Source organism: Runella aurantiaca (genome assembly GCF_003339505.1).
GTDB classification, from domain to species: domain Bacteria; phylum Bacteroidota; class Bacteroidia; order Cytophagales; family Spirosomataceae; genus Runella; species Runella aurantiaca.
In genome coordinates, this window is sequence record NZ_QPIW01000007.1 from 236846 (window position 1) to 257080 (window position 20235).

A 20235-nucleotide genomic window follows, 5' to 3' on the forward strand; every position below is an offset into this window, starting at 1 on the left:
CAAAAAATTAGGCTGGTTGCATTGCTTTCCAAACACGCTCGGGGGTCATGGGCATCCGCACATCTTTGACTTTATGGCCAGCAGACCACAACGCGTCAATCACGGCATTCACCACGGCGGGCGTAGAACCGATGCAGCCTGCTTCGCCTGCGCCTTTCACCCCCAACGGATTATGTGGACAAGGCGTCACCTGACGGTCCAACTCAAACATTGGAAGATCGTCGGCGCGTGGCATGGTATAATCCATGTAGCTACCGTTGGTAATTTGCCCATTTTCGTCAAATTCAACGCCTTCAAACAAAGCCTGACCAATTCCCTGCGCCAATCCACCGTGAATTTGTCCGTCTACAATCATAGGGTTAATCACGTTACCTACGTCATCGACGGCAATAAAGCGTTTCACTCTGGTAAAGCCCGTTTCTTTGTCGATTTCAACCACCGCAATGTGGCATCCAAACGGATACGTAAAGTTGGTGGGGTCATAGAAACTACTAAAATCCAAGCCCGGTTCTAAATTGGCAGGATACACGTGCGGAACGTACGCCGTCAAGGCAATATCGCCGAAACTCAACGATTTGTCGGTTCCTTTTACGGTAAACTTCCCATCTTTAAACTCAATATCATCGGCCGAACATTCCAATTTATGGGCGGCGATTTTGGCACCTTTCTCAATGATTTTATCCAAACTTTTCACAATGGCGCTTCCTCCCACCGCCAACGAGCGCGAGCCGTAGGTTCCCATTCCGAAAGCCACTGTATCTGAGTCACCGTGGATAATATCAACGTCTTCCATCGGAATACCCAGGCGGTCAGCCACTACTTGCGCGAAGGTCGTTTCGTGACCTTGTCCGTGGGAATGCGCGCCCGTAAACACGCTGATTTTTCCCGTAGGTTGAACCCTTACTTGCCCCACTTCGTACAAACCAGCGCGAGCGCCCAATGAACCAACCACCGCCGACGGCGCAATACCGCAGGCCTCGATGTAGGTAGAGAAGCCTACCCCCAGAATTTTATTGGTCTTGGCCGCCTCCGCTTGTTCTTTTCTAAAATTCTCATAACCAAGCATTTCTAGGCCTCTCTCCAACACACTGTGGTAATTGCCACTGTCGTATTGCAACGCAACATTGGTCTGATAGCCCGGTTGAGTTACCCCGTCAAAGGCGGGAATAAAGTTTTTGAGGCGCAGTTCGGCCGGGTCTACTCCCATTTCCAACGCCGCCAAATCGACCAAGCGCTCCAGCAAGAAAGTAGCTTCCGGACGTCCCGCTCCGCGATACGCATCTACAGCCGTGGTGTGGGTAAAAACGCAGGTCATGTCCAAGTGAATCTTGGGCGTGGTGTACAAGCCTTGCAACAGCGTTCCGTGCAAATACGTAGGAACTGCCGTACCAAAGGTAGAAAGATAGGCTCCCAAGTTTGCAAAGGTTTTGATACGCAAACCAACAATATTTCCTTGGGCATCAAAGCCCATTTCAGCGTGCGTTACGTGGTCGCGTCCGTGGGCGTCGGTCTGAAATGCTTCCGAGCGTGTTTCGGTCCATTTTACGGGGCGACCAATTTTTTTGGAGGCCAACGTCACCAATGCTTCTTCGGTATAATGGTATATTTTACTTCCAAAACCACCGCCCACGTCAGGCCCCACCACGCGAACCTTGTGCTCAGGCAATCCCAACACAAACGCGCACATCAGCAGACGAATCAAATGGGGGTTTTGGGTGGAGGTATAAAGGGTATATTTATCGTAAACATTGTCGTATTGACCAATATAGCTGCGCGGCTCCATGGCGTTGGGCGAAAGGCGCTGATTAACAAAGTCCAACGATGTAACGTGGTGAGCACTTGCCATTGCCTCATCGACTTCCGCTTTGGGATTTCCAATTTCCCAGTCAAAACAAATATTATTCGGAACATCGTCATGCACCAGCGGAGCCCCAGGCAGTACTGCCTTGGAGGCGTCGGTAATGGCCGACAAAACTTCGTAATCAATGATGATGGCTTCGGCCGCATCCTGCGCCAATTCGCGGGTTTCGGCCACAACCATCGCCACGGCATCGCCTACGTGCCGCACTTTATCTTTTACCAACAACGGATGCGGCGGCTCCTTCATAATGTCGCCATTTTTGAAATTTACCTGCCACCCACAAGGCACACCATAGTGGCCTACCTCCTCGCCCGTCATGATGGTCACCACGCCTTGCATGGCCTCGGCGGCTGAATAGTCAATGCTTCTGATGCGGGCGTGGGCATAAGGGCTTCGCAGAATGTACGCGTAAGTCATACCCGGCAGCACGATGTCGTCGGTATAACGACCTTTTCCGGTAATAAAACGCTTGTCTTCAACGCGTTTTACGGATTTACCAATGAATTTATTGCTCATTTTCTTTTTTCTGGAGAGTGATGGAAATGTTTTAAATCGGATTCAGCCACCTGTTTTAAACCGCAACCGCCGATTTTTGCGCCGCGTACTGTATGGCCCGTACGATGTTGTGATAACCCGTGCAACGACAGATATTTCCCTCCAGCCCTTCGCGGATTTCTTGCTCTGAAGGGTCGGGATTGTGGCTGAGCAAGTCGGCCGCGCACATAATCATTCCTGGGGTGCAGAAGCCGCACTGCAATCCATGCTCTTCTTTGAATCCTTCCTGCAACGGGTGAAGTTCGCCATCGGGCGCGAGTCCTTCAATCGTGGTGATGCTACTGCCATCGGCTTGAGCCGCCAACAACGAGCAGGATTTGATGGCTTTGCCATCCAAATGAATGGTGCAGGCACCGCAGCTACTTGTATCACAGCCCACGTGCGTCCCCGTCAAGCCGAGGGTATCACGTAGGTAATGTACCAGCAACAAACGCCCCTCTACCTCGTGGGTGTGCGTTTTTCCGTTTACGGTTAATGAGATTTTTGGCATAATGTAGGTAAAGTAAAAGTTAGGTGCTTGCGCACAGATTCAATTGGTTTTTAGGGTATTATCGAATAAATATTAAAACGAAACAAAGTCAAAAACACAGGAGAAAAAGCCAGTTTATACTTCTGCTTTTGCCGCCAATTCATCTTCAAAATTCTGAAAGAATTGCTTCGTAAGGGTATTGGCTACGCCGCTCATCACGCGGTTGCCAGTGCGGGCCAACAGTCCCGACATATGGGCCTTACCCGCAAAAGACAGCTCGGTCTCATGCTCAGAAACCGCTTTCAGGTGCATTTTAATGTGGGCTGATACGTTACCAATTTTACTATTTTGATGGACATTCAGGGTAAAGCTTTCGGCGGCAACGGGGTGAAGCACTTCTGCCTTCCCCTCAAATTTCCCTGAAACAGGGCCAATTTTCACTTCAGCAATGGCTTTGTATACATTTTCACTTTCCAATTCTAACCGCGATATACCCGGCGTAACTTTCGCCAGCGTATCAGGATTCATGAGCATCTCCCAGATTTTCTGCGTTGAAGCGGGAAGAATATAACTACCGTTTAGTTCCATTTAATGTAAGATTTAAATTTAGGGTAATGCCATTTAACTCGCCCAATAAATTTATAAAATTTATTGATAAAATAATATTCAAATGTAAAAACACCCCTTGATAAGGCTTTAAACTATAATCTTAAAAAATAGAACTATTCTATCAACTACGAGAACGAAGGAGGCGGTTTGGTTTATCGAAGCGTTGAGTGGTGATTAGAAGACAATAAACTGTCGACGGTAGTTGGCGGGAGTTGTTCCAACCGCTTTTTTGAATACTTTCAGAAAATAGTTGAGGTTGTTGTACCCACACGCAAAACAAATATCGGCAATGCTGTACTGCGTATTTCGCAGCAGCTTGATTGACAACTGGATACGTTGCTGATTGATGTATTCTACGGGCGTAATACCATATTGCTGTTTGAAACAACGGAAAAAATTAGGCTCGCTCATGCAGGCTTTGTCGGCCAACTCTCGGACGGTTAGATTTTTATGAATATTGTCTTGAACATATTTGACGGCAAAAGCCAAACGATTTGTATTGGCCAATTGCGGCAAGTGGTTGGTCAATACATTACGGGCTTTGGTCTGCATCAAACGCACGATAAGCTCTTGCAGCACCAGATTAGCAAAAAAATCCTTTGCTTCGTTGTTTTCTGTAAAGATGTAAATCAAACGATGAATGAGCAGGTGAATGGAATTCTCATTGGTGAAGTAAAAATTCTCGTTCGTAAATTGCCATCCTTGTTGATTATCCACCAAGGGAGCCTTTTCGTTAAGCGTTTCAACAATTTGTTTTATCTTGGAAGGAGAAATGGCCAGCGCCAAACACTGGGTGGGATTATCAAAATGGGCTTCGGGAAAATCAATGCGCATGGTTTGGTCGGCGGGCACAATGACAGATTCGCCAGGCAGGAAATCAAACGAGGGTGAATTGTCGAGGTGCATCACTTTTTTACCCCGAATCATGCTTGCCAATACAGGATTGCTGAAAGTCAACTCCACATTTTTGGCAATTTGATGCGTTTCATAAATGTTGAGCTCGGCATTTTCGAGGGTATAGGCGGTGCGATTTTCAACAACAAGCTCTAACTTGCGCGACTGAAGATGATGGGATAAATTAAAAGAGTTCATAAATAAAATATCCTGTTTAAAACACTTTTCGACTGCGCCAGCTGATTAATAGTACAAATCCTTACAATTTTATGATTATTTCCACAAATAAACAACACCAACCTTTTTACAATAAATTCGTATGTCCTTAAATTTATCGGTTTATACTTTTCGCCAGTATTCATTTCCTGCATTCTGTTCAAAGCTGAGCGGTGTGGCCTGTATTTTATTTTCACTTACCAGTCTAGCCCAACAAAAAGATTCGCTAAAAACCCTGTCGCTCGCGCCCGTCACCGTCACCACGACGCGCCTGGAGACCAACGAAAAACGCCTGCCTGCTGCCCTCACGGTTTTGGATGGTAGCCGAATTCAGATTGGACAACCCCAACTTTCTTTGTTTGAATCGTTGGGTGGTGTGGCGGGCCTTTTTGCCCAAAATCCCGACAATTTCAATCAAGATTTGCGGATTTCTATTCGTGGATTCGGCGCCCGGGCGGCTTTTGGGATTCGTGGTATTCGACTGGTGGTGGATGGAATTCCTGAATCTACCCCCGACGGGCAAGCCGACGTCGACAACTTGGACATGGGCGCCATGCGTCGATTGGAAGTAATGCGTGGGCCTTCATCGGGATTGTTTGGAAACGCGGCCGGAGGAATCATCAGCCTACAAACCGACAACGCCGCCGATATGCCATTGGTGGAAGGACAAGCCACCGTAGGCTCCTACGGCTTTAGAAGTTTTCGTATAAAAACGGGGGGACAAAAAGGGAAATTCCAATACGTTTTTATCGGAACGCACAATCAATCAGATGGTTATCGGGGTAATAGTCGCATGGAGAGTAGTATTTTCAACTTGAAACTCCGTTATGATTTTGATTCTCTGACGCGCCTTTCGATATTGGCCAACTACGGCACCAGCCCCGAAGCAGACGATCCGGGCGGACTTACCTTGGCGCAGGTAAACGAAAATCGTCGTCAAGCGCATCCCAATAACCTTCGTTTTCTGGCGTCAGAATCCGTGAATCAGGGGCGTATCGGCATTATTTTCGAAAAGCGGATGGGCAAGAGTTTGATTTTTGCGCGTGTTTTTGGCACCAAACGTGACTTTGCCAACTACCTAGCGTTTCAGGCCGCAGGTGCAGGAACCATCAATCGTACGTTTGCGGGAGCAAGCTGGCAGTACCAATACACCCAACAATTTGGGGAGTTGAACTATCGTTTTCGACTAGGAACGGATTTTGAAACGCAGGCCGATACCCGTCGCCGGTTTGATAACCTAACGGGCACACGCGGAAAACTGACGTTTGACCAAGTCGAATCTTTCAAAAACATTGCTGCCTACATTACCCAAGAACTTTCTTTTCGCAAAGCAACCCTCCTCACTGGCTTACGCTCGGATGCCATTCGGATGAAAGCCGAAGATGCCTTCTTGAGCGACGGCGACCAATCGGGCAAACGGCAATACAGCCGCCTCAATCCTACCCTAGGGGTTTCATACGAACTTTCTTCGAAGGTGAATGTATACACCAATTTGGGCACGAGCTTTGAAACACCCACGCTCAGCGAACTCTCCAACAATCCATCGGGAACGGGTGGGCTGAACCCCGAATTAACGCCCCAACGCGCCACCAATTATGAAATCGGAGCCAAAACCTTTCTGAGCCCTCGCGTGCGGGTGGATGTGGCCTTGTTCAACATCAATGTAAAAGATGAATTGGTGCCTTATCAAATCACTGGGCAGCCGGGACGCGTTTTTTACCGCAATGCGGGAAGCTCCCGCCGGCAGGGAATTGAGCTTAGTTTTAACACGGTTTTGGCCAAAGGATTGTCCTTGTTTTCAAACTATACCTACTCTGATTTCAAGTATAAAACCTATAAAACCACGGCGGGTGAATTTGACGGGAATACCCTCCCTGGCATTCCAAAACACGCCGCCCAAGCCGAATTAAGGTACTTCCGGCCGTCGGGTTTGTTTGCTATCGCGCAAATACGCCACGCTTCTGATCTCTACGCCGACGACGCCAACGCCGTGACTGCCAATGGATATACCAACCTGAACCTAAGAATTGGGGGGACTTTTCGCGCCGGGCGCTTAGGAATTGAGCCTTTTGTGGGGGTAAACAACTTACTGAATACCATTTATTTTCAAAACGTTCAAATCAATGCCGCCAACGGTCGCTATTTTGAACCCGCGCAAGGGCGCTTCTGGTTTGGGGGGGCAAAAATAAATATTCAAAAAAATCGTAGCTAAATTGTTAAACTTTTGAGGAAATAAACTGTCTAACTTTCGGAATTAAGATTCCAATTTTCGACGCTTTTTTGGGCGAGTTTGTCGCATCAGAGGCTCAAAAAATTACGATTAATGTACATTTGTTGGATTCAACTATTTTGCTATCTTGCAAAAGTTTTAAACAAAATAGGTAAAATCCTGTTATCCTTGTAAAGCGTTACAATTGGAACTTTTTAATGGGTTAGCTTTGTTATTTAATTGTTATGACAAATGAAGTTATAACACAATTTCGAAACAGAAACTTACGTTAAGTAAAATATTTTTAAAATGGCTGTATGGGTTGGACAGGCCTCGACTTTTAGTTGAGGCCTGTTTTTTTTGCAAACACTCAACCTATTTCCCACTTAAACATCTTAAAATCAGGCATTTATGCTACAATAATAAAACAACGATATTACTCTTATTTACTATTTTTTGTTAGCTGCTTGATTTTAAAATCTTTTTCGAAAGTATACTTCTCGGTATATTTTCCCTCGTTGACATCTTCCATAAAAAGCGTCAGCGTATCATTTTTAAGGCTAGCTTCTACCTGATAGTTTCCCTCGGCGTTGTCGTAATACACCTCTTTGGCATTCAGAATTTTATGATTTTTGTCATACAAACACAGCCAAACGGTGTTTTCGTTGTCGTATTCCCGGGCTATGAGCAGCATTCTCGCGTTGGTTGCCGTAACGATTTCGTCCAAAAGATGATACTTGTACTCTTCGTTAAGGTTTTCATCAATGGCTTCCACAAAATAAGTAGCGATTTCTTTCTGCGTCAATATGGGTAATTTGTTCAACCGACCTTTTTCAATCAAATCATTGAAAGTCAAAGCGAAAGGCTTCATCCTCGGTTGTACCTCGGCCGTCTTTTCTACGACCGAAGTTTGTGTTATCTTCGGGGCCATAGCATTTTTTTTATTGGTTTGTTCTGGCTCGGTTTTACACCCCAATGCAATAAAAAGCAGAAAAATCAACGGCAAATAAAGGTGAGTCATTTTTAAATTCATGGCTGTACAAAATGGGATAATAAGTAGGTTAAACACTTCAGTTTTAACTGATTTTTCCAGCTTCCAGCAGCGTTGATTGAATCGCTCTTTCGCCTTTGATGTTAGGCTGCGGCTCCGCCAGTTTTGAGATTGTCAGGCGTTTCGTCGACTTATCAAAACGCCAAACAGCAAATTCGACCTCCTTTTGGGCGTTTTCTAGCATGATTACGTTGGATGCTTCCAGAGGTTCGGAAACACAATCGCCCGAATAACATACCGAAAATTTTTGGTATGCTGGAAACCCTTCAATCCGACCATCTGCGGTAAACGTGACGACTAGTTGTTTTTGGGTAGCGGCATCGACGATGGCATACGTCCCAGCAACAGTTGCGTTATTCAAACCATATTCAAATCCTTCAAAAACGGAGGTTTTTCGAAAAGACGCAGGTTGACTTTGGCCCGTAAACTCCTGTTCTAAAGCCACAAACGAAGTATCAGACGACAGAATCAACACCAAATCTTTGAGCGTTCCTTGGTGTTGATACGCATTTTTTACAAAGCAGGTATCCTGTTTGATTTCGTACTTTAACGGATACTCTTCCACGCCATTTCGAACCAAAACACTGTCGGGACGGTCGAAGACCAATTCGGTACAATAAAAGGGAATCGCGCTCAAGAGCGTATCGGAAGCATGTGCGAGGTATGATTCGTTCAAAAATGTACCTTTCAACACAATTTGACTGTCGTTTTTAACCCAACAGGCTTTCAGTCCAATGGCAATCGCCAACGAAATTAAGGTGTACTTTATCTTTTTCATAGCTGTTAAATTGTAATCAAGAGCAAAGATATACTTCTCTAAGGCATAGAGACTTACAATCTTAGTTATCGGTAATACAACGATACCAACTGCCTTTTTGACACATCAAAAGTCAGAAAAAAGTAAAAGGAACTCAATTTATCGTAGCTCAGGCGTAGAAAAAAGAAGCTGAATAGAAGCAGAAAAGCCCTAAACCGTTTGGGATACTAAGCCCTCTCAGGCTTTTTTAAGCTTTAGGGTCTCTAACAAGCCATTTCCAAAAATTAAAAGTAAGATAATCGGCATCAGGATGGCTCCTGTTTTAAAGCCCGCTCCTGTCATGGCATAAGAGCCCGAAGAAAATTTCATTATCGTATTGATTAACAACCCAATCGAGCAAACCGTAAGGATACCTAAAACAATTAGGGCCGTTTGTTTGCCCGCTTTGGGCATAAACGCAACAACGAGTGTGCTAACAAAAGCAGAAATGCCAACTGTTGCCAAGGCCCGGGGGAACGTTCTGATCATATCGTATTTAAAAACCAAAACCCCCAATTTCCCCAGTAGGTTGGGATGGGCCAAAAGCCACGCGTCAACGACCACTAAAACAAGGATTATAAAGTAAAAGGAAGGATTTTGTTTCATTTTTTTGGCGACAGGTATATATTCGGGGTAAAGATAATTCATTTTACACAAGAACATTGCCTTCCCACAACCCGAGTAGTGCGCTGTTTTGGGTCTCTTGCCAAAATTCTAGCCTTTTTTTGCAGTACCTACGTAGGAAAATCGCTTTTTTGCCAAATTTGAGTAGAGGTATAAGCGTTGATTTCCCACTTTTGTTTCGCAGAAAACCGACCGCAAAGAGTATTTGAAACCCTGTTGGCTCTTTGCTCAAAGAATCAAAAAGTGATATGAAGAAAAACATACTGATTCCCAACCTAAAGCCCTCAGAGTTTGATGATTATTTGTTTGCAGGCTGGAGAGCACCTATTTCGGGATTTTATGACCGATTTCACGTTTCACGCATCGAGGATTATAAAAATCATTTAACGCTTCCGTTGTTGCCTCATCGCCGTTCGGTTTGTTTTTTTATATTTCTGACCAAAGGAAAAGTCATCCGTAGCAAAGGGCTGAGCAATTACGAAATTATCCCCGATTCTTTCTTTTTTCTCGCTGCCGACCAAATCACCTCCTTGGAATATGTCAGTCCCGATGCAGAAGGTTTTTACTGTCATTTCTTGCCTGAAATCTTCAATCACTCAGCCCTCAAAATTGATTTTGAATATGACTTCCCTTTTTTTCAAATTACGGGCGAACCTCTCCTGAAGGTAAGCGACAAAGAACGCGTCATGCAGTTGTTACATATTCTAGAAAACGAAAATTACAAAAACCGAGAAGACCGTTTTGGGGTGATTCCTTTGTATTTACATGCGCTATTGTCTGAATTAAAACTCCAACTAGAACCCACCGGACAAAAAATTAAAAATGCGTCGGCGCATCTTACGCAACGCTACAAAAATGCACTGTCAGAATTCATTTATGACAAAAAAACTGTGGCAGAATTTGCTGATTATTTGGCCGTTACGCCCAATCATCTTCACAAATGCATAAAAACCACTACTGGAAAATCTGCTCATCATCTACTTGAAGACATGCGTATCTTAGAGGCAAAGGTATTACTAAAACAAACCAATCTGACCATTGGCGAAATCGCCTTCAAAATCGGCCGATTTGAACCGAGCGATTTTAGTAGATTCTTCAGAATCAATACTGGAATAACGCCTTCGGCGTATAGGCAAGGCTAAGTGAATGACGAAAGCGAGACAATTTTAAAATTCAGAATAACTACCTACAACTTCGCACTTCGTCATTCAAACAGTCACTTGTTCGAGAAATGATTGTTTTTGCATACTATTCAACGTTTCTTGCCTACCGTGTAAGCTAAAAAAAGCGCAACTTTGTATTGTGTTATTTTGATATATTTTTGTAACATTTCAACCCAATGCAATAAATGCCTTCCTCGTTACGCTCTTCGTGGTATGCCGTTTTTGTGCTTACGCTGGCCAATATTTCTTCATTCATTGACCGGCAAATTTTGAGTTTATTGGTCAAGCCCATCAAGCGTGACCTGCACCTCTCTGATACCGAAATGAGTCTGTTGATGGGTTTGAGTTTTGCCATTTTTTATACACTATTCGGGATGTTTATCGGTCGACTCGCCGATAGGGGGAGCCGTCGGAATATCATTGTGGTAGGGATTACGGTCTGGTCGGTCATGACGGCGCTGTGTGCGGGCATTGGTAATTACGTTCAATTTTTTTTAGCCCGGATGGGTGTCGGCGTGGGGGAATCAACCCTATCCCCCTCCGCTTTTTCGCTGATTGCCGACCTGTTTCCCAAAAATCGTTTGGCCACAGCGATGAGCATTTTTTCAATGGGCGTATTTCTGGGGTCGGGTTTAGCGATGCTCATCGGCTCTGGAATTGTGGCTAAATTGCCCGCTGAAGGTATGGTTTTGGTACCTGTTTTTGGAGAGATATATCCTTGGCAATTGATTTTTCTGTACGTTGGCTTACCCGGATTGGCCATTGCTTTATTGCTTCTTACTATCAAAGAACCAGCACGAACAAATACCTTAATGATTAAAAATCAAAAGGTTAAACTTTCTTTTTCAGAATCCTTAAAAATTATTTTTAAACATAAAAAAGCCTACTTACTGATTTGCTTTGCTACTTCTTGCCAGGCATTGATCAATTACGGATGCAATGCCTGGATACCCACATTTGTCATTCGCACCTACGGTTGGGAGGCTCCAAGAGCGGGGGCTTTTTACGGTGCGGTGGTGGTAGTTGCTTCGCTGTTGGGCGTTCTGTTTGGCGGTTGGTATGCCGACAAGCTCACCAAACAGGGCATCACCGACGGTCGATTGCGCGTGGGTGTTTTAGGGATTTCAATGGCATTTTTTGCCTTTTTTATTCCACTATTGCCCAAAGCCGAATGGGCGTTGTTGGCTATTTCTATTCCCGTTTTTGGATTAGCTGCACCCTTTGGGGCGGCTACGGCGGCCATTCAGGAAATCATGCCCAACCAAGTAAGGGCGTTGGCTTCGTCGATTTTCCTCTTTATTCTCAACCTAATCGGCATTGGCTTAGGGCCGTTGTTGGTGGCATTTTTTACCGATTTTGTCTTTAAAGATGAGTCAATGATTCGATATTCTATTCTGTATTTATACTTAATTGGTGGTGGTATAGGTCTATTGTTCAGCTGGTTATCATTAAAACCTTACCGCCTTGCAATGCAAGAGTATAAATAAAGACAGGTTTTTAATTTTTACGTGATTCAACCTCTAAACACCATGTTACAAACCGAAATAAAAGACGAACTTTTATTCGTAAAAATCAACCGTCCCAAAAAGCGAAATGCCATCAATGATGAACTGCTTTTAAGCATTGAAGCTGTTTTTTCCACGATACCAGCGGGTATCAAGTGCGCAATCATTTACGGGGAAGGGAGCCATTTCAGCGCGGGTCTTGACCTTTCAGCTTTGCGTGAAAGAAACATCGTGGAGGGATTGCATCATTCTCGTATGTGGCATCGGGTCATGGAACGAATTCAGTTTGGTACGGTGCCCGTTATTGCAGTCCTGCACGGTGCTTGTGTAGGGGGTGGATTGGAAATTGCCGCATCTTGTCATATTCGAGTGGCTGAAAAAAGCACTTTTTATGCCCTTCCAGAAGGCCAAAGAGGGATTTTTGTGGGTGGCGGAGCATCAGTGCGCTTACCCAAACTCATCGGTATGGCTCGCATGACCGACATGATGCTTACGGGCCGCGTACTTACGGCAGAGGAAGGATTCACGTACGGGCTTTCGCAATACTTGACTGAAGAAAGAAAAGGATTGGAAAAGGCCGTAGAGTTAGCAAAAAAGATTGCCTCAAATGCCGAAATAACCAACTATGCCCTGATGCACATTTTGCCCAAAATCGTTGATTCGGGGCAAACGGAAGGGCTAATGATGGAATCGCTGATTGCGGCAATCTCATCGGCAAGCCCGGAGGCGCAAAGGCGGTTACAGGATTTTTTGGAAGGGCGAGCCCAAAAAGTGATTTAAGAAATGACATACAGACGGTTAAGTTATGTTTAAAGATACGCTATTTGGGCCGACGACGACCGAAAAAATGACGCAAGCGGATGGCGCTGTTTTTTTGAAATTAAAACACCCGTTGGCTGAGTTTCCCGAAAAATTAACCCAAAAACTCATTTACTGGGCGGAAAAAGCGCCTAAAAAACTATTTTTAGCGCGTCGACACCCTAGAAATGGCCAATGGGAGGGCATGACTTACGCGGAAACTTTGCAAAAAGTACGCGCCATTGCACAATACTTGCTCGACCTGCATTTTTTGGAAGGCGAAACCATCGTTATCCTTTCCGAAAACAGTATCGAACATGCACTTTTAGCCCTAGCTGCGGTTCATATTGGCATTCCGTATTCGCCAATCTCACCGCCCTATTCGTTGATTTCCAATGATTTTGGAAAACTAAAACATTGTTTGGAAACAATGACACCCAAGGTCATTTTTGCCCAAAACGGAAGAGTATACGCTCAAGCCCTTACGTTGGCCAAGCAGCTTTTTCCTGAGGCTAAAATTGTCACTAGTGAGGAAAATAATGAGATAGATTTTGCAGAGTTGTTGGCCACAGTGCCTACAAAATCCGTTGAGGTAGCACACGCAAAAGTAAAGGCAGACACCATTTCAAAAATACTATTCACCTCAGGTTCAACAGGTTTACCAAAGGGTGTTATCAACACCCATCGCATGTGGTGCGCCAACTTGCAGCAGATTACGCAGGTATTTCCGTTCATGCTGTCGGAGCCGCCCGTGTTTGTGGATTGGCTGCCGTGGAACCATACCTTTGGCGGAAATCATAATTTCGGCTTGACACTCTACCACGGCGGCACGCTCTACATCGACGAGGGCAAACCAACGCCAAAGGGGGTCGAAACCACCGTCCAAAATTTGCGTGACATCTCGCCCACCGCTTATTTCAACGTTCCCCGAGGCTTTGAAATGTTGATTCCCTATTTTGAAAAAGAACCCGAATTACGAGATACATTTTTTAAAAAACTACACATTCTTTTTTATGCAGGAGCGAGCTTGGCACAACCCGTCTGGAATCGTCTGGAGGAGTTGGCCTTGGCAACCATTGGGCAAAAAGTACCAATCATTACGGGGTTGGGCTGTACGGAATCAGGGCCATCGGCCATGTTTGCGAGTTGGCACGGGGCCTATTCAGGGTTGCTAGGAGTTCCTGTGGCGGGCATGGAAGTAAAATTGGTGCCCAATGGCGACAAAATGGAGGCCCGCTATAAAGCACCGAATGTTACCCCCGGCTATTGGCGGAATCCAGAAGCGACATTCAACGCTTTTGATGAAGAAGGTTACTACAAAACAGGGGATGCCGTGAAGTTTGTGGATGAAAACGAGCCTGATAAAGGTTTGTTATTTGACGGTCGCATCGCCGAAGATTTCAAATTATCGACGGGTACATGGGTAAACGTGGGCATTCTGAAGGCAAAAGTATTGGCGGAGGGCTCGCCCATTGTGCATAATGTAGTCCTTGCGGGGCTTGACCGTGATTATGTCAGTGCCATTTTATTTTTAAATTCAGATGCCTGCCGAAAACTAGCCCGTTTAGGGAGTGAAATTTCCAACGAAGTGGCATTTTTACACGAATCAGTACAACATTTTATTGATGAAATGTTGCAACGCTTAAAAGCACAAGCCACGGGCAGTGCTACATGGGTGGCCAAAGCGGTGATTGCAATTGAGCCGCCTTCGATTGATTTGGGTGAAATCACCGACAAAGGTTCATTGAACCAGCGAGCGGTTTTGAAATACAGAGCTCATTTGGTAGAGAAATTATATGAGGAATGAATCTTTACTGGTGAATTTTACACGTCTGGAACACCCTCAAAAACAGACAACCTTAGCAAAACATTCCACTAATAATCAAGCACTTAACAAAAAAACCAAACAAAACTATCCATATAACAGCGATAACCATTACGTTGATTTTCAAAACTGATAACGATAAACCAATAACGATACCATGAAACCTCCTTTCAGAGCCGACCACGTGGGCAGTCTACTGCGTACCCCCGAAGTAAAAGAAACTCGCCACAAATGGAAAAAAGGCGAAATCTCAGCCGAAGAGCTGCGCGTTGTTGAAAATACGGCTATTGCCGAAACGGTAAAAAAATTAGAATCTACGGGGATGAAATCGATCACCGACGGTGAATTTCGTCGGGATTATTTCCACCTTGATTTTTTGAAAGAATTAGCAGGCGTCACCGTCACGGGCGGTATCGATGCCAATCCAAACGCCAAAGCAGCAGAGGACGGATTTACACCCCCAAAATTAAGTGTTACGGGCAAGCTAAAACACATCAAAGACATACAAGTGTCTGATTTTGAGTATTTAAAATCGGTCGTAACCCAAACACCAAAAGTGTCGATTCCATCGCCAACGATGGTCCATTTTAGAGGTGGGCGCAAATCCATTGACATCAATTCGTATCCCGACATGGACGAATTTTTCCACGACCTATCGGTGGCCTATCGGCAGGAAATTGACCATTTGTACAAAGCCGGACTTCGATACCTACAATTAGACGATACCAATTTGGCTTATCTCTGCGACCCCAAGATGCGAGCCGCTGCCGCCGAGCGGGGCGAAGACCCCAACGAATTGCCCCGTACCTACGCCGCGCTGATTAATTCAGTTATTGATGGCCGTCCCGATGATTTGACGGTGGGGATTCACCTGTGTCGAGGCAATTATCGTAGTACGTGGTTTGCCGAAGGAGGCTATGAGCCAGTAGCGGAGATTTTATTCAATAGTATTAGCGTAGACGCTTATTTTTTGGAATACGACGACGAACGTTCGGGCGATTTTGCGCCGTTGCGCTTTGTACCTAAAAATAAAAATGTGGTTTTGGGGATTATTTCATCAAAAGTACCCACATTGGAAAGCATGGATGATTTGGCGAAACGCATCGACGAAGCCGCAAAGTATATGCCTTTGGAGCAAATGTGTGTGAGTCCACAGTGCGGATTTTCGTCTACCCACCACGGCAACGACTTGAGCCACGATGACCAATGGCGCAAAATGGAGTTGGTGGTGAATACGGCCATTAAAGTATGGGGCGAAGCTTAAACATAATAGATAACTAACCTGATGAAAAAACTACTTTTCTTTCTCCTGATTCCGTGCCTGAACTTTGCCCAAAATGTATCAAAAATAGACTCAGGAGCCATCAATGGCGCAAAATATCGCATTCTTTTTCCCGAAAACTGGAAAGGAAAATTGGTTATGTATGCGCATGGGTATGAGTTTATGGGCTCCCAGCCCCGCCAAAGCCAAAATCCTGAATGGCCCAAACGTATGAAACCCTTTTTAGAGCGAGGCTTTGCCGTGGCCGCCTCCGATTATCAGCTCCAAGGGTTAGCTTTGGCCCAAGGAGTAGATGATACAGAATCCTTGCGCCAGTATTTTGTAAAAACGTACGGCCAACCAGATTCGGTGTTTATTGCAGGACATTCCATGGGCGGAGGCATTACGTTGGCAACGTTGGAAAACTTTGGGCAAAACTACCACGGAGGCTTGCCTATGTGCCCGTTGGCGGGAAGAATCTACCTTCAAACCCGCAAGGAATTTGACATGTTTGCCACGTTCAACGGCTTGTTTCCAGGTATCGCGGCCTCACTTCATGACATCTTTGATCGGTCAAAGTCAACAGCACCAGTGCCAATGTTTGTGGCTTTTCAAAAGGCTAACGTGATGAAAAAAGCCATTTATGCCAAAGATTCTTTATTGGCCGTCGAATTTGCAAAGCATTTTGACCTGAAACCCGACGATCTGGCGTTTTCGCTGGCATTTGGGGAAGGTGTCCTGCGGGATATTGCGCAAAAAGCTGGAGGTAATCCCTACGACAACACCAATACCGTTTACGGGCGTTTTCCCAACAGTTTATTAGTGAACCAAACTGCGGAGCGATTGTCGGCTACCGTACCTCAAAGTACTCTGTTTGATAAGTACGACCGCACGGGCATCATTGACAAGCCAGCCCTAGCTTTGCATACCATTTATGATCAGTTGATTCCTGCTGATTTGGCCATTGTGAGTTATGAAAACCTACTTCAGAAGCAAGGCAAACAAGTATATTTTACGGTAAAATATACCAATGGCCAAGGACACTGTAACTTCACCGATCAACAAACGGCCCGTGTCTTTGATGAACTCAGAAGTTGGGTCAAAACGGGAGTGAAAGCAAAGGCGGGATTTGTGGAATGAATCGAATGACAAATTAAAAAAATGATAGACATTCAAAAAATCACGGCCATAGACGTACACACGCACGCCGAAGTGTCGTGTTGCCAGCCACACGACGACTACCGGTCGGAGTTTGATGTGGCTTTTGCCAAATATTTTAAGTCAGACAAACGGCCCACGATTCAAGAAACAGCCGATTTCTACCGGGAAAATAACCTGGCCTTTGTGATGTTTACGGTAGACTCTGAGCACAATGTAGGCAAACGCCGTATCCCCAACATTGAAGTGGCGGAAGCAGCCCTCAAAAACGATGATGTGATGATTGCTTTTGCCAGTATTGACCCCCACAAAGGACGGATGGGCGCCCGTGAAGCCCGCGACCTGATTGAAAACTACGGCGTAAAAGGATTTAAGTTTCACCCAACTGTTCAGGGATTTTACCCACAGGACAAAATGGCGTATCACCTCTACGAAGTCATTGCAGAATACAACCTCCCGATGCTATTCCACAGCGGGCATTCGGGCTTTGGTGCAGGCGTACGTGGTGGTGGCGGGTTGCGGTTAGAATATTCCAACCCCATCCACCTCGACGACGTCGCCATTGATTTTCCCGATTGTCCCATTATCATCGCCCACCCCAGTTGGCCGTGGCAAGACGAAGCTCTTTCTGTGGCAATGCACAAGCCCAACGTGTACATTGATTTGAGTGGCTGGTCGCCCAAATATTTTCCCAAACAATTGGTACAATACGCCAATACGATGTTGAAAAACAGGGTGTTGTTCGGAACTGATTTTCCGCTGATTACCCCCGAACGTTGGATGAAAGACTTTGAGGAAGCGGGCTTTAAAGAAGAAGTAAAACCGTTGATTTTGAAAGAGAATGCCATTAAGATGTTAAAATTAACCTGATTCCCCTCCCCAACTGATTTACTTTTAGGGTTACATCTGGCATTCTTGTTTTCATTGCCCCAACTTTTATGGAATAAAATCCATAAAAGTTGGTTTTTTTGTAAAAAATAGAGACTTGGATAAATATAGGTACCCAATCAAAAGCCGGACAAAAAGTCTATATTCTTAGTATACCTTTAGTTTAAGAATAAATGCGGGCAATCGTCTCTTCGGCATAGCCACCGCTGGAAGTCATTCCTTTTCCGCCAATGCCCGTAATGATACGAATATGTTCGTCAATGTCGTGTTCGTAAATTTCGTCGGAGGTTTGGCTATAAAACCCTGCCCAACTCATTTGCATTTTTTCAACGGGGAAACTTACAATGCGCTTGGCCTCGTCAATGATCAACTGATTGATGTAATCGTTGATATGATAGCCCAAATCGTCCACGTTTTGCGCCCCTGCGTATTCGTGTGAGTCTCCTACCACCACTGAGCCATCCAACGCCTGCTTGAACAGCACGTGAATCCCCCACTTTTTAAGTTCCTCATAATGGGCGGGCGTAGTGAGGTTGGCGTACGAAGGAAGTTGCTGAAAAGACTCATAACGCCGAATGGTCAATCCCGTCAGAATATTCCCCTTCATGTTCAGTTCAGGAAAAGCAACGGTCTGAAGCATCTGCAATTTACTGACTATCAATCCACTCTGGGCAAACAGTTCGGGATATAGCATCCGAAACTCGTGTCCGTTACAAATGAGCACTTTGCTGGCTTCAAACGTCTTTTGATTCGTAAGCCGCACGGTGGCTTTCCCGTTTGAGGATTGGCATTCCACAACGGTAGCATTGTTGATGTACGTAACCCCCTCTTGTTCGGAACAATAAGCCAAAAACTGCTTCATCAATTTCGGAGAGTCAACGGTCAATTCACCCGGAAAGAAAACCGCCCCCACGGGATATTCCTTTTGTAAATAGGGATATTTCTCTAGGCAACTCTCCCGGCTCAACAACTCGCAAGGGTAGTCGATTTTCTGATAATAATCGTACAGCTCATTGGCCAATTGCCACTCATCGGCGTCAGAAGCGATGTAGACCGAGCCGTTTTTGCGAACGGTTAAATCGGTTTTAGCTTGAAGTTCTTGGTACAATTCCAAGCTGCGTCGGCCGTAATGAAACCATCTTCCAGCCAACCCAGAGGGAACCGCTTGTCCAAAATTTCGGACGGTTGCACCTACTGGAAAATTATCCTTTTCTAAGAGTAATACTGATTTATTTTGTCGGGCGGCATGGTATGCATGGAAAGTCCCCATGATTCCACCCCCAACCACAATTAGATCAAAATGAGTACGCATTAGTCTTTTACCGTCAAGCGGCCCTGTTTAATTTCTTCCAAAACATTAATAATTTCGTCAATCGAGTCAATCAAGGCATCGTGTGGATGGCTCATGAGCTGTTCGACGGTGTGCGTGCCATTCGTTACGCCTAAGTTAAGGAAAACTCCTGCGGCATGACCTGATTGCAAATCAGAAGGCGTATCGCCGGCATTAATTACTTGTTTAGGGTCTGTAACTCCTAAAAGATGCATGGCTTTTTGAATCATCAACGGTGCAGGACGACCATGCTCTACTTCATCACTGGCAATGGATGCTTGAATAACGGTGGATTCATCGCCAAGGCGATTTTCATCCAAACCTTCAAGCCAGCCCAAACGACCCAATATAATATCGGTCACAACCCGGTAAAAACCCGTTGTCAAGGCGATTTTAATGTTATTTTGTTTAAGGTAGCTAAACAGCTTCAGGCAGCCGTCGGTCGGAGAAACGGGCTGAGTCTGATAGTGTGCTTCCAGTACCTCTTTAAAAATAGCGTACGACTTATCAACCTGTGTTTCTACGTCGGGATGAGACTCCCCGAGCTGGGCTCTCCAAAACAATTGAAATACATAACGCTTCGATAATCCCTGTGCCGCCAAAATTGCTTCATCAGAAGCTTCGAGTCCCGACATACGCGCTGCTTTTGCAAAGCAGGCCTCCACCTCATGCTGGTCGGCTACAGTCGTTCCAGCCATGTCCAAAACGACTAATTTTATCTGTTGTTGCTCCATTTATTTGTATGCATTTGAATAACACAAAAGTAATACTTCGTAAACAAAGTTAATAAATTTCGAATTAAAGTTTAGTTTAAGTATACAATTTATTTAATATTAATTCCATAATAATTTGGTAATAATTAGATAATATATACGAATTAAACCGCAAATTTCGCCCTACTAAAGCCGAAGATATTTTGTAACTATCTGATTATAGGATATTTGGATGTCAATCCATCGAATCATTATTTCAATATATTCAGTGCATAAGCGTATAAAATTATCATTTGCGTTTTTGAGACCT

17 protein-coding genes are annotated in these 20235 nt (G+C 44.9%); 8 read left to right on the plus strand and 9 right to left on the minus strand.

What is annotated here, in order from left to right:
* Window positions 1–7 precede the first annotated feature (7 nt).
* From DVG78_RS11455 to DVG78_RS11470, 4 genes are all read right to left on the minus strand, one after another.
* Window positions 8–2377, minus strand: a complete 2370-nt coding sequence (locus DVG78_RS11455) for a xanthine dehydrogenase family protein molybdopterin-binding subunit (RefSeq protein ID WP_114461212.1) — start codon at window positions 2375–2377, stop codon at window positions 8–10.
* Between the two features lie 55 nt (window positions 2378–2432).
* A complete protein-coding gene (locus tag DVG78_RS11460) occupies window positions 2433–2906 on the minus strand; it encodes a (2Fe-2S)-binding protein (RefSeq protein ID WP_114461213.1) in 474 nt (157 codons plus the stop codon).
* A gap of 114 nt (window positions 2907–3020) precedes the next feature.
* Window positions 3021–3473, minus strand: coding sequence for an SRPBCC family protein (locus DVG78_RS11465; RefSeq protein WP_114461214.1), 453 nt, complete (start codon window positions 3471–3473; stop codon window positions 3021–3023).
* Window positions 3474–3668: 195 nt separating this feature from the next.
* Window positions 3669–4586, minus strand: a complete 918-nt coding sequence (locus DVG78_RS11470) for an AraC family transcriptional regulator (RefSeq protein WP_114461215.1) — start codon at window positions 4584–4586, stop codon at window positions 3669–3671.
* Between the two features lie 121 nt (window positions 4587–4707).
* Between DVG78_RS11470 and DVG78_RS11475 the strand changes: the two genes are divergently transcribed.
* Complete coding sequence (locus DVG78_RS11475) at window positions 4708–6816, plus strand: TonB-dependent receptor family protein (RefSeq protein ID WP_114461216.1); 2109 nt, start codon at window positions 4708–4710, stop codon at window positions 6814–6816.
* Between the two features lie 439 nt (window positions 6817–7255).
* Here DVG78_RS11475 and DVG78_RS11480 read toward each other — a convergent pair whose 3' ends face one another.
* From DVG78_RS11480 to DVG78_RS11490, 3 genes are all read right to left on the minus strand, one after another.
* Window positions 7256–7834: a hypothetical protein gene (locus tag DVG78_RS11480; protein WP_147277057.1), complete on the minus strand. Its 579-nt coding sequence runs from the start codon at window positions 7832–7834 to the stop codon at window positions 7256–7258.
* A gap of 55 nt (window positions 7835–7889) precedes the next feature.
* On the minus strand, window positions 7890–8642 hold the full coding sequence (locus DVG78_RS11485) for a hypothetical protein (RefSeq protein WP_114461218.1): 753 nt from the start codon (window positions 8640–8642) through the stop codon (window positions 7890–7892).
* Between the two features lie 216 nt (window positions 8643–8858).
* On the minus strand, window positions 8859–9266 hold the full coding sequence (locus DVG78_RS11490) for a hypothetical protein (RefSeq protein ID WP_147277058.1): 408 nt from the start codon (window positions 9264–9266) through the stop codon (window positions 8859–8861).
* A 266-nt stretch (window positions 9267–9532) separates the two neighbouring features.
* Between DVG78_RS11490 and DVG78_RS11500 the strand changes: the two genes are divergently transcribed.
* The 7 genes from DVG78_RS11500 (at window position 9533) to DVG78_RS11530 (ending at window position 17864) form a co-directional block, all read left to right on the plus strand.
* Complete coding sequence (locus tag DVG78_RS11500) at window positions 9533–10426, plus strand: helix-turn-helix transcriptional regulator (protein WP_114461221.1); 894 nt, start codon at window positions 9533–9535, stop codon at window positions 10424–10426.
* A gap of 206 nt (window positions 10427–10632) precedes the next feature.
* Window positions 10633–11934, plus strand: a complete 1302-nt coding sequence (locus DVG78_RS11505) for a spinster family MFS transporter (RefSeq protein ID WP_114461222.1) — start codon at window positions 10633–10635, stop codon at window positions 11932–11934.
* 42 nt (window positions 11935–11976) lie between these two features.
* The gene (locus tag DVG78_RS11510; protein ID WP_114461223.1) at window positions 11977–12732 is read left to right on the plus strand and encodes a crotonase/enoyl-CoA hydratase family protein; all 756 of its coding nucleotides are present in this window, start codon (window positions 11977–11979) and stop codon (window positions 12730–12732) included.
* A 25-nt stretch (window positions 12733–12757) separates the two neighbouring features.
* Complete coding sequence (locus DVG78_RS11515; protein WP_114461224.1) at window positions 12758–14557, plus strand: feruloyl-CoA synthase; 1800 nt, start codon at window positions 12758–12760, stop codon at window positions 14555–14557.
* A 175-nt stretch (window positions 14558–14732) separates the two neighbouring features.
* A complete protein-coding gene (locus DVG78_RS11520; RefSeq protein WP_114461225.1) occupies window positions 14733–15839 on the plus strand; it encodes a 5-methyltetrahydropteroyltriglutamate--homocysteine S-methyltransferase in 1107 nt (368 codons plus the stop codon).
* A 21-nt stretch (window positions 15840–15860) separates the two neighbouring features.
* Window positions 15861–16976: an alpha/beta hydrolase family protein gene (locus DVG78_RS11525; RefSeq protein WP_114461226.1), complete on the plus strand. Its 1116-nt coding sequence runs from the start codon at window positions 15861–15863 to the stop codon at window positions 16974–16976.
* A gap of 21 nt (window positions 16977–16997) precedes the next feature.
* Entirely contained in the window at window positions 16998–17864 is an 867-nt protein-coding gene (locus DVG78_RS11530; protein ID WP_199563234.1) for an amidohydrolase family protein, read from the plus strand.
* 181 nt (window positions 17865–18045) lie between these two features.
* On the opposite strand, the gene DVG78_RS11535 is transcribed toward DVG78_RS11530, so the two are convergent.
* Window positions 18046–19194, minus strand: a complete 1149-nt coding sequence (locus DVG78_RS11535) for a TIGR03364 family FAD-dependent oxidoreductase (RefSeq protein WP_114461227.1) — start codon at window positions 19192–19194, stop codon at window positions 18046–18048.
* Entirely contained in the window at window positions 19194–19946 is a 753-nt protein-coding gene (locus DVG78_RS11540) for an HAD family hydrolase (protein WP_114461228.1), read from the minus strand. Before DVG78_RS11540 ends, DVG78_RS11535 begins: the two co-directional genes overlap by 1 nt.
* Window positions 19947–20235: the final 289 nt, after the last annotated feature.

Bases quoted from the DNA above. Each gene is read 5' to 3' on its own strand.
- DVG78_RS11455 (WP_114461212.1), bottom strand. From the start codon at position 2,377: ATGAGCAATAAATTCATTGGTAAATCCGTAAAACGCGTTGAAGACAAG.
- DVG78_RS11460 (WP_114461213.1), bottom strand. From the start codon at position 2,906: ATGCCAAAAATCTCATTAACCGTAAACGGAAAAACGCACACCCACGAG.
- DVG78_RS11465 (WP_114461214.1), bottom strand. From the start codon at position 3,473: ATGGAACTAAACGGTAGTTATATTCTTCCCGCTTCAACGCAGAAAATC.
- DVG78_RS11470 (WP_114461215.1), bottom strand. From the start codon at position 4,586: ATGAACTCTTTTAATTTATCCCATCATCTTCAGTCGCGCAAGTTAGAG.
- DVG78_RS11475 (WP_114461216.1), top strand. From the start codon at position 4,708: ATGTCCTTAAATTTATCGGTTTATACTTTTCGCCAGTATTCATTTCCT.
- DVG78_RS11480 (WP_147277057.1), bottom strand. From the start codon at position 7,834: ATGACTCACCTTTATTTGCCGTTGATTTTTCTGCTTTTTATTGCATTG.
- DVG78_RS11485 (WP_114461218.1), bottom strand. From the start codon at position 8,642: ATGAAAAAGATAAAGTACACCTTAATTTCGTTGGCGATTGCCATTGGA.
- DVG78_RS11490 (WP_147277058.1), bottom strand. From the start codon at position 9,266: ATGAAACAAAATCCTTCCTTTTACTTTATAATCCTTGTTTTAGTGGTC.
- DVG78_RS11500 (WP_114461221.1), top strand. From the start codon at position 9,533: ATGAAGAAAAACATACTGATTCCCAACCTAAAGCCCTCAGAGTTTGAT.
- DVG78_RS11505 (WP_114461222.1), top strand. From the start codon at position 10,633: ATGCCTTCCTCGTTACGCTCTTCGTGGTATGCCGTTTTTGTGCTTACG.
- DVG78_RS11510 (WP_114461223.1), top strand. From the start codon at position 11,977: ATGTTACAAACCGAAATAAAAGACGAACTTTTATTCGTAAAAATCAAC.
- DVG78_RS11515 (WP_114461224.1), top strand. From the start codon at position 12,758: ATGTTTAAAGATACGCTATTTGGGCCGACGACGACCGAAAAAATGACG.
- DVG78_RS11520 (WP_114461225.1), top strand. From the start codon at position 14,733: ATGAAACCTCCTTTCAGAGCCGACCACGTGGGCAGTCTACTGCGTACC.
- DVG78_RS11525 (WP_114461226.1), top strand. From the start codon at position 15,861: ATGAAAAAACTACTTTTCTTTCTCCTGATTCCGTGCCTGAACTTTGCC.
- DVG78_RS11530 (WP_199563234.1), top strand. From the start codon at position 16,998: ATGATAGACATTCAAAAAATCACGGCCATAGACGTACACACGCACGCC.
- DVG78_RS11535 (WP_114461227.1), bottom strand. From the start codon at position 19,194: ATGCGTACTCATTTTGATCTAATTGTGGTTGGGGGTGGAATCATGGGG.
- DVG78_RS11540 (WP_114461228.1), bottom strand. From the start codon at position 19,946: ATGGAGCAACAACAGATAAAATTAGTCGTTTTGGACATGGCTGGAACG.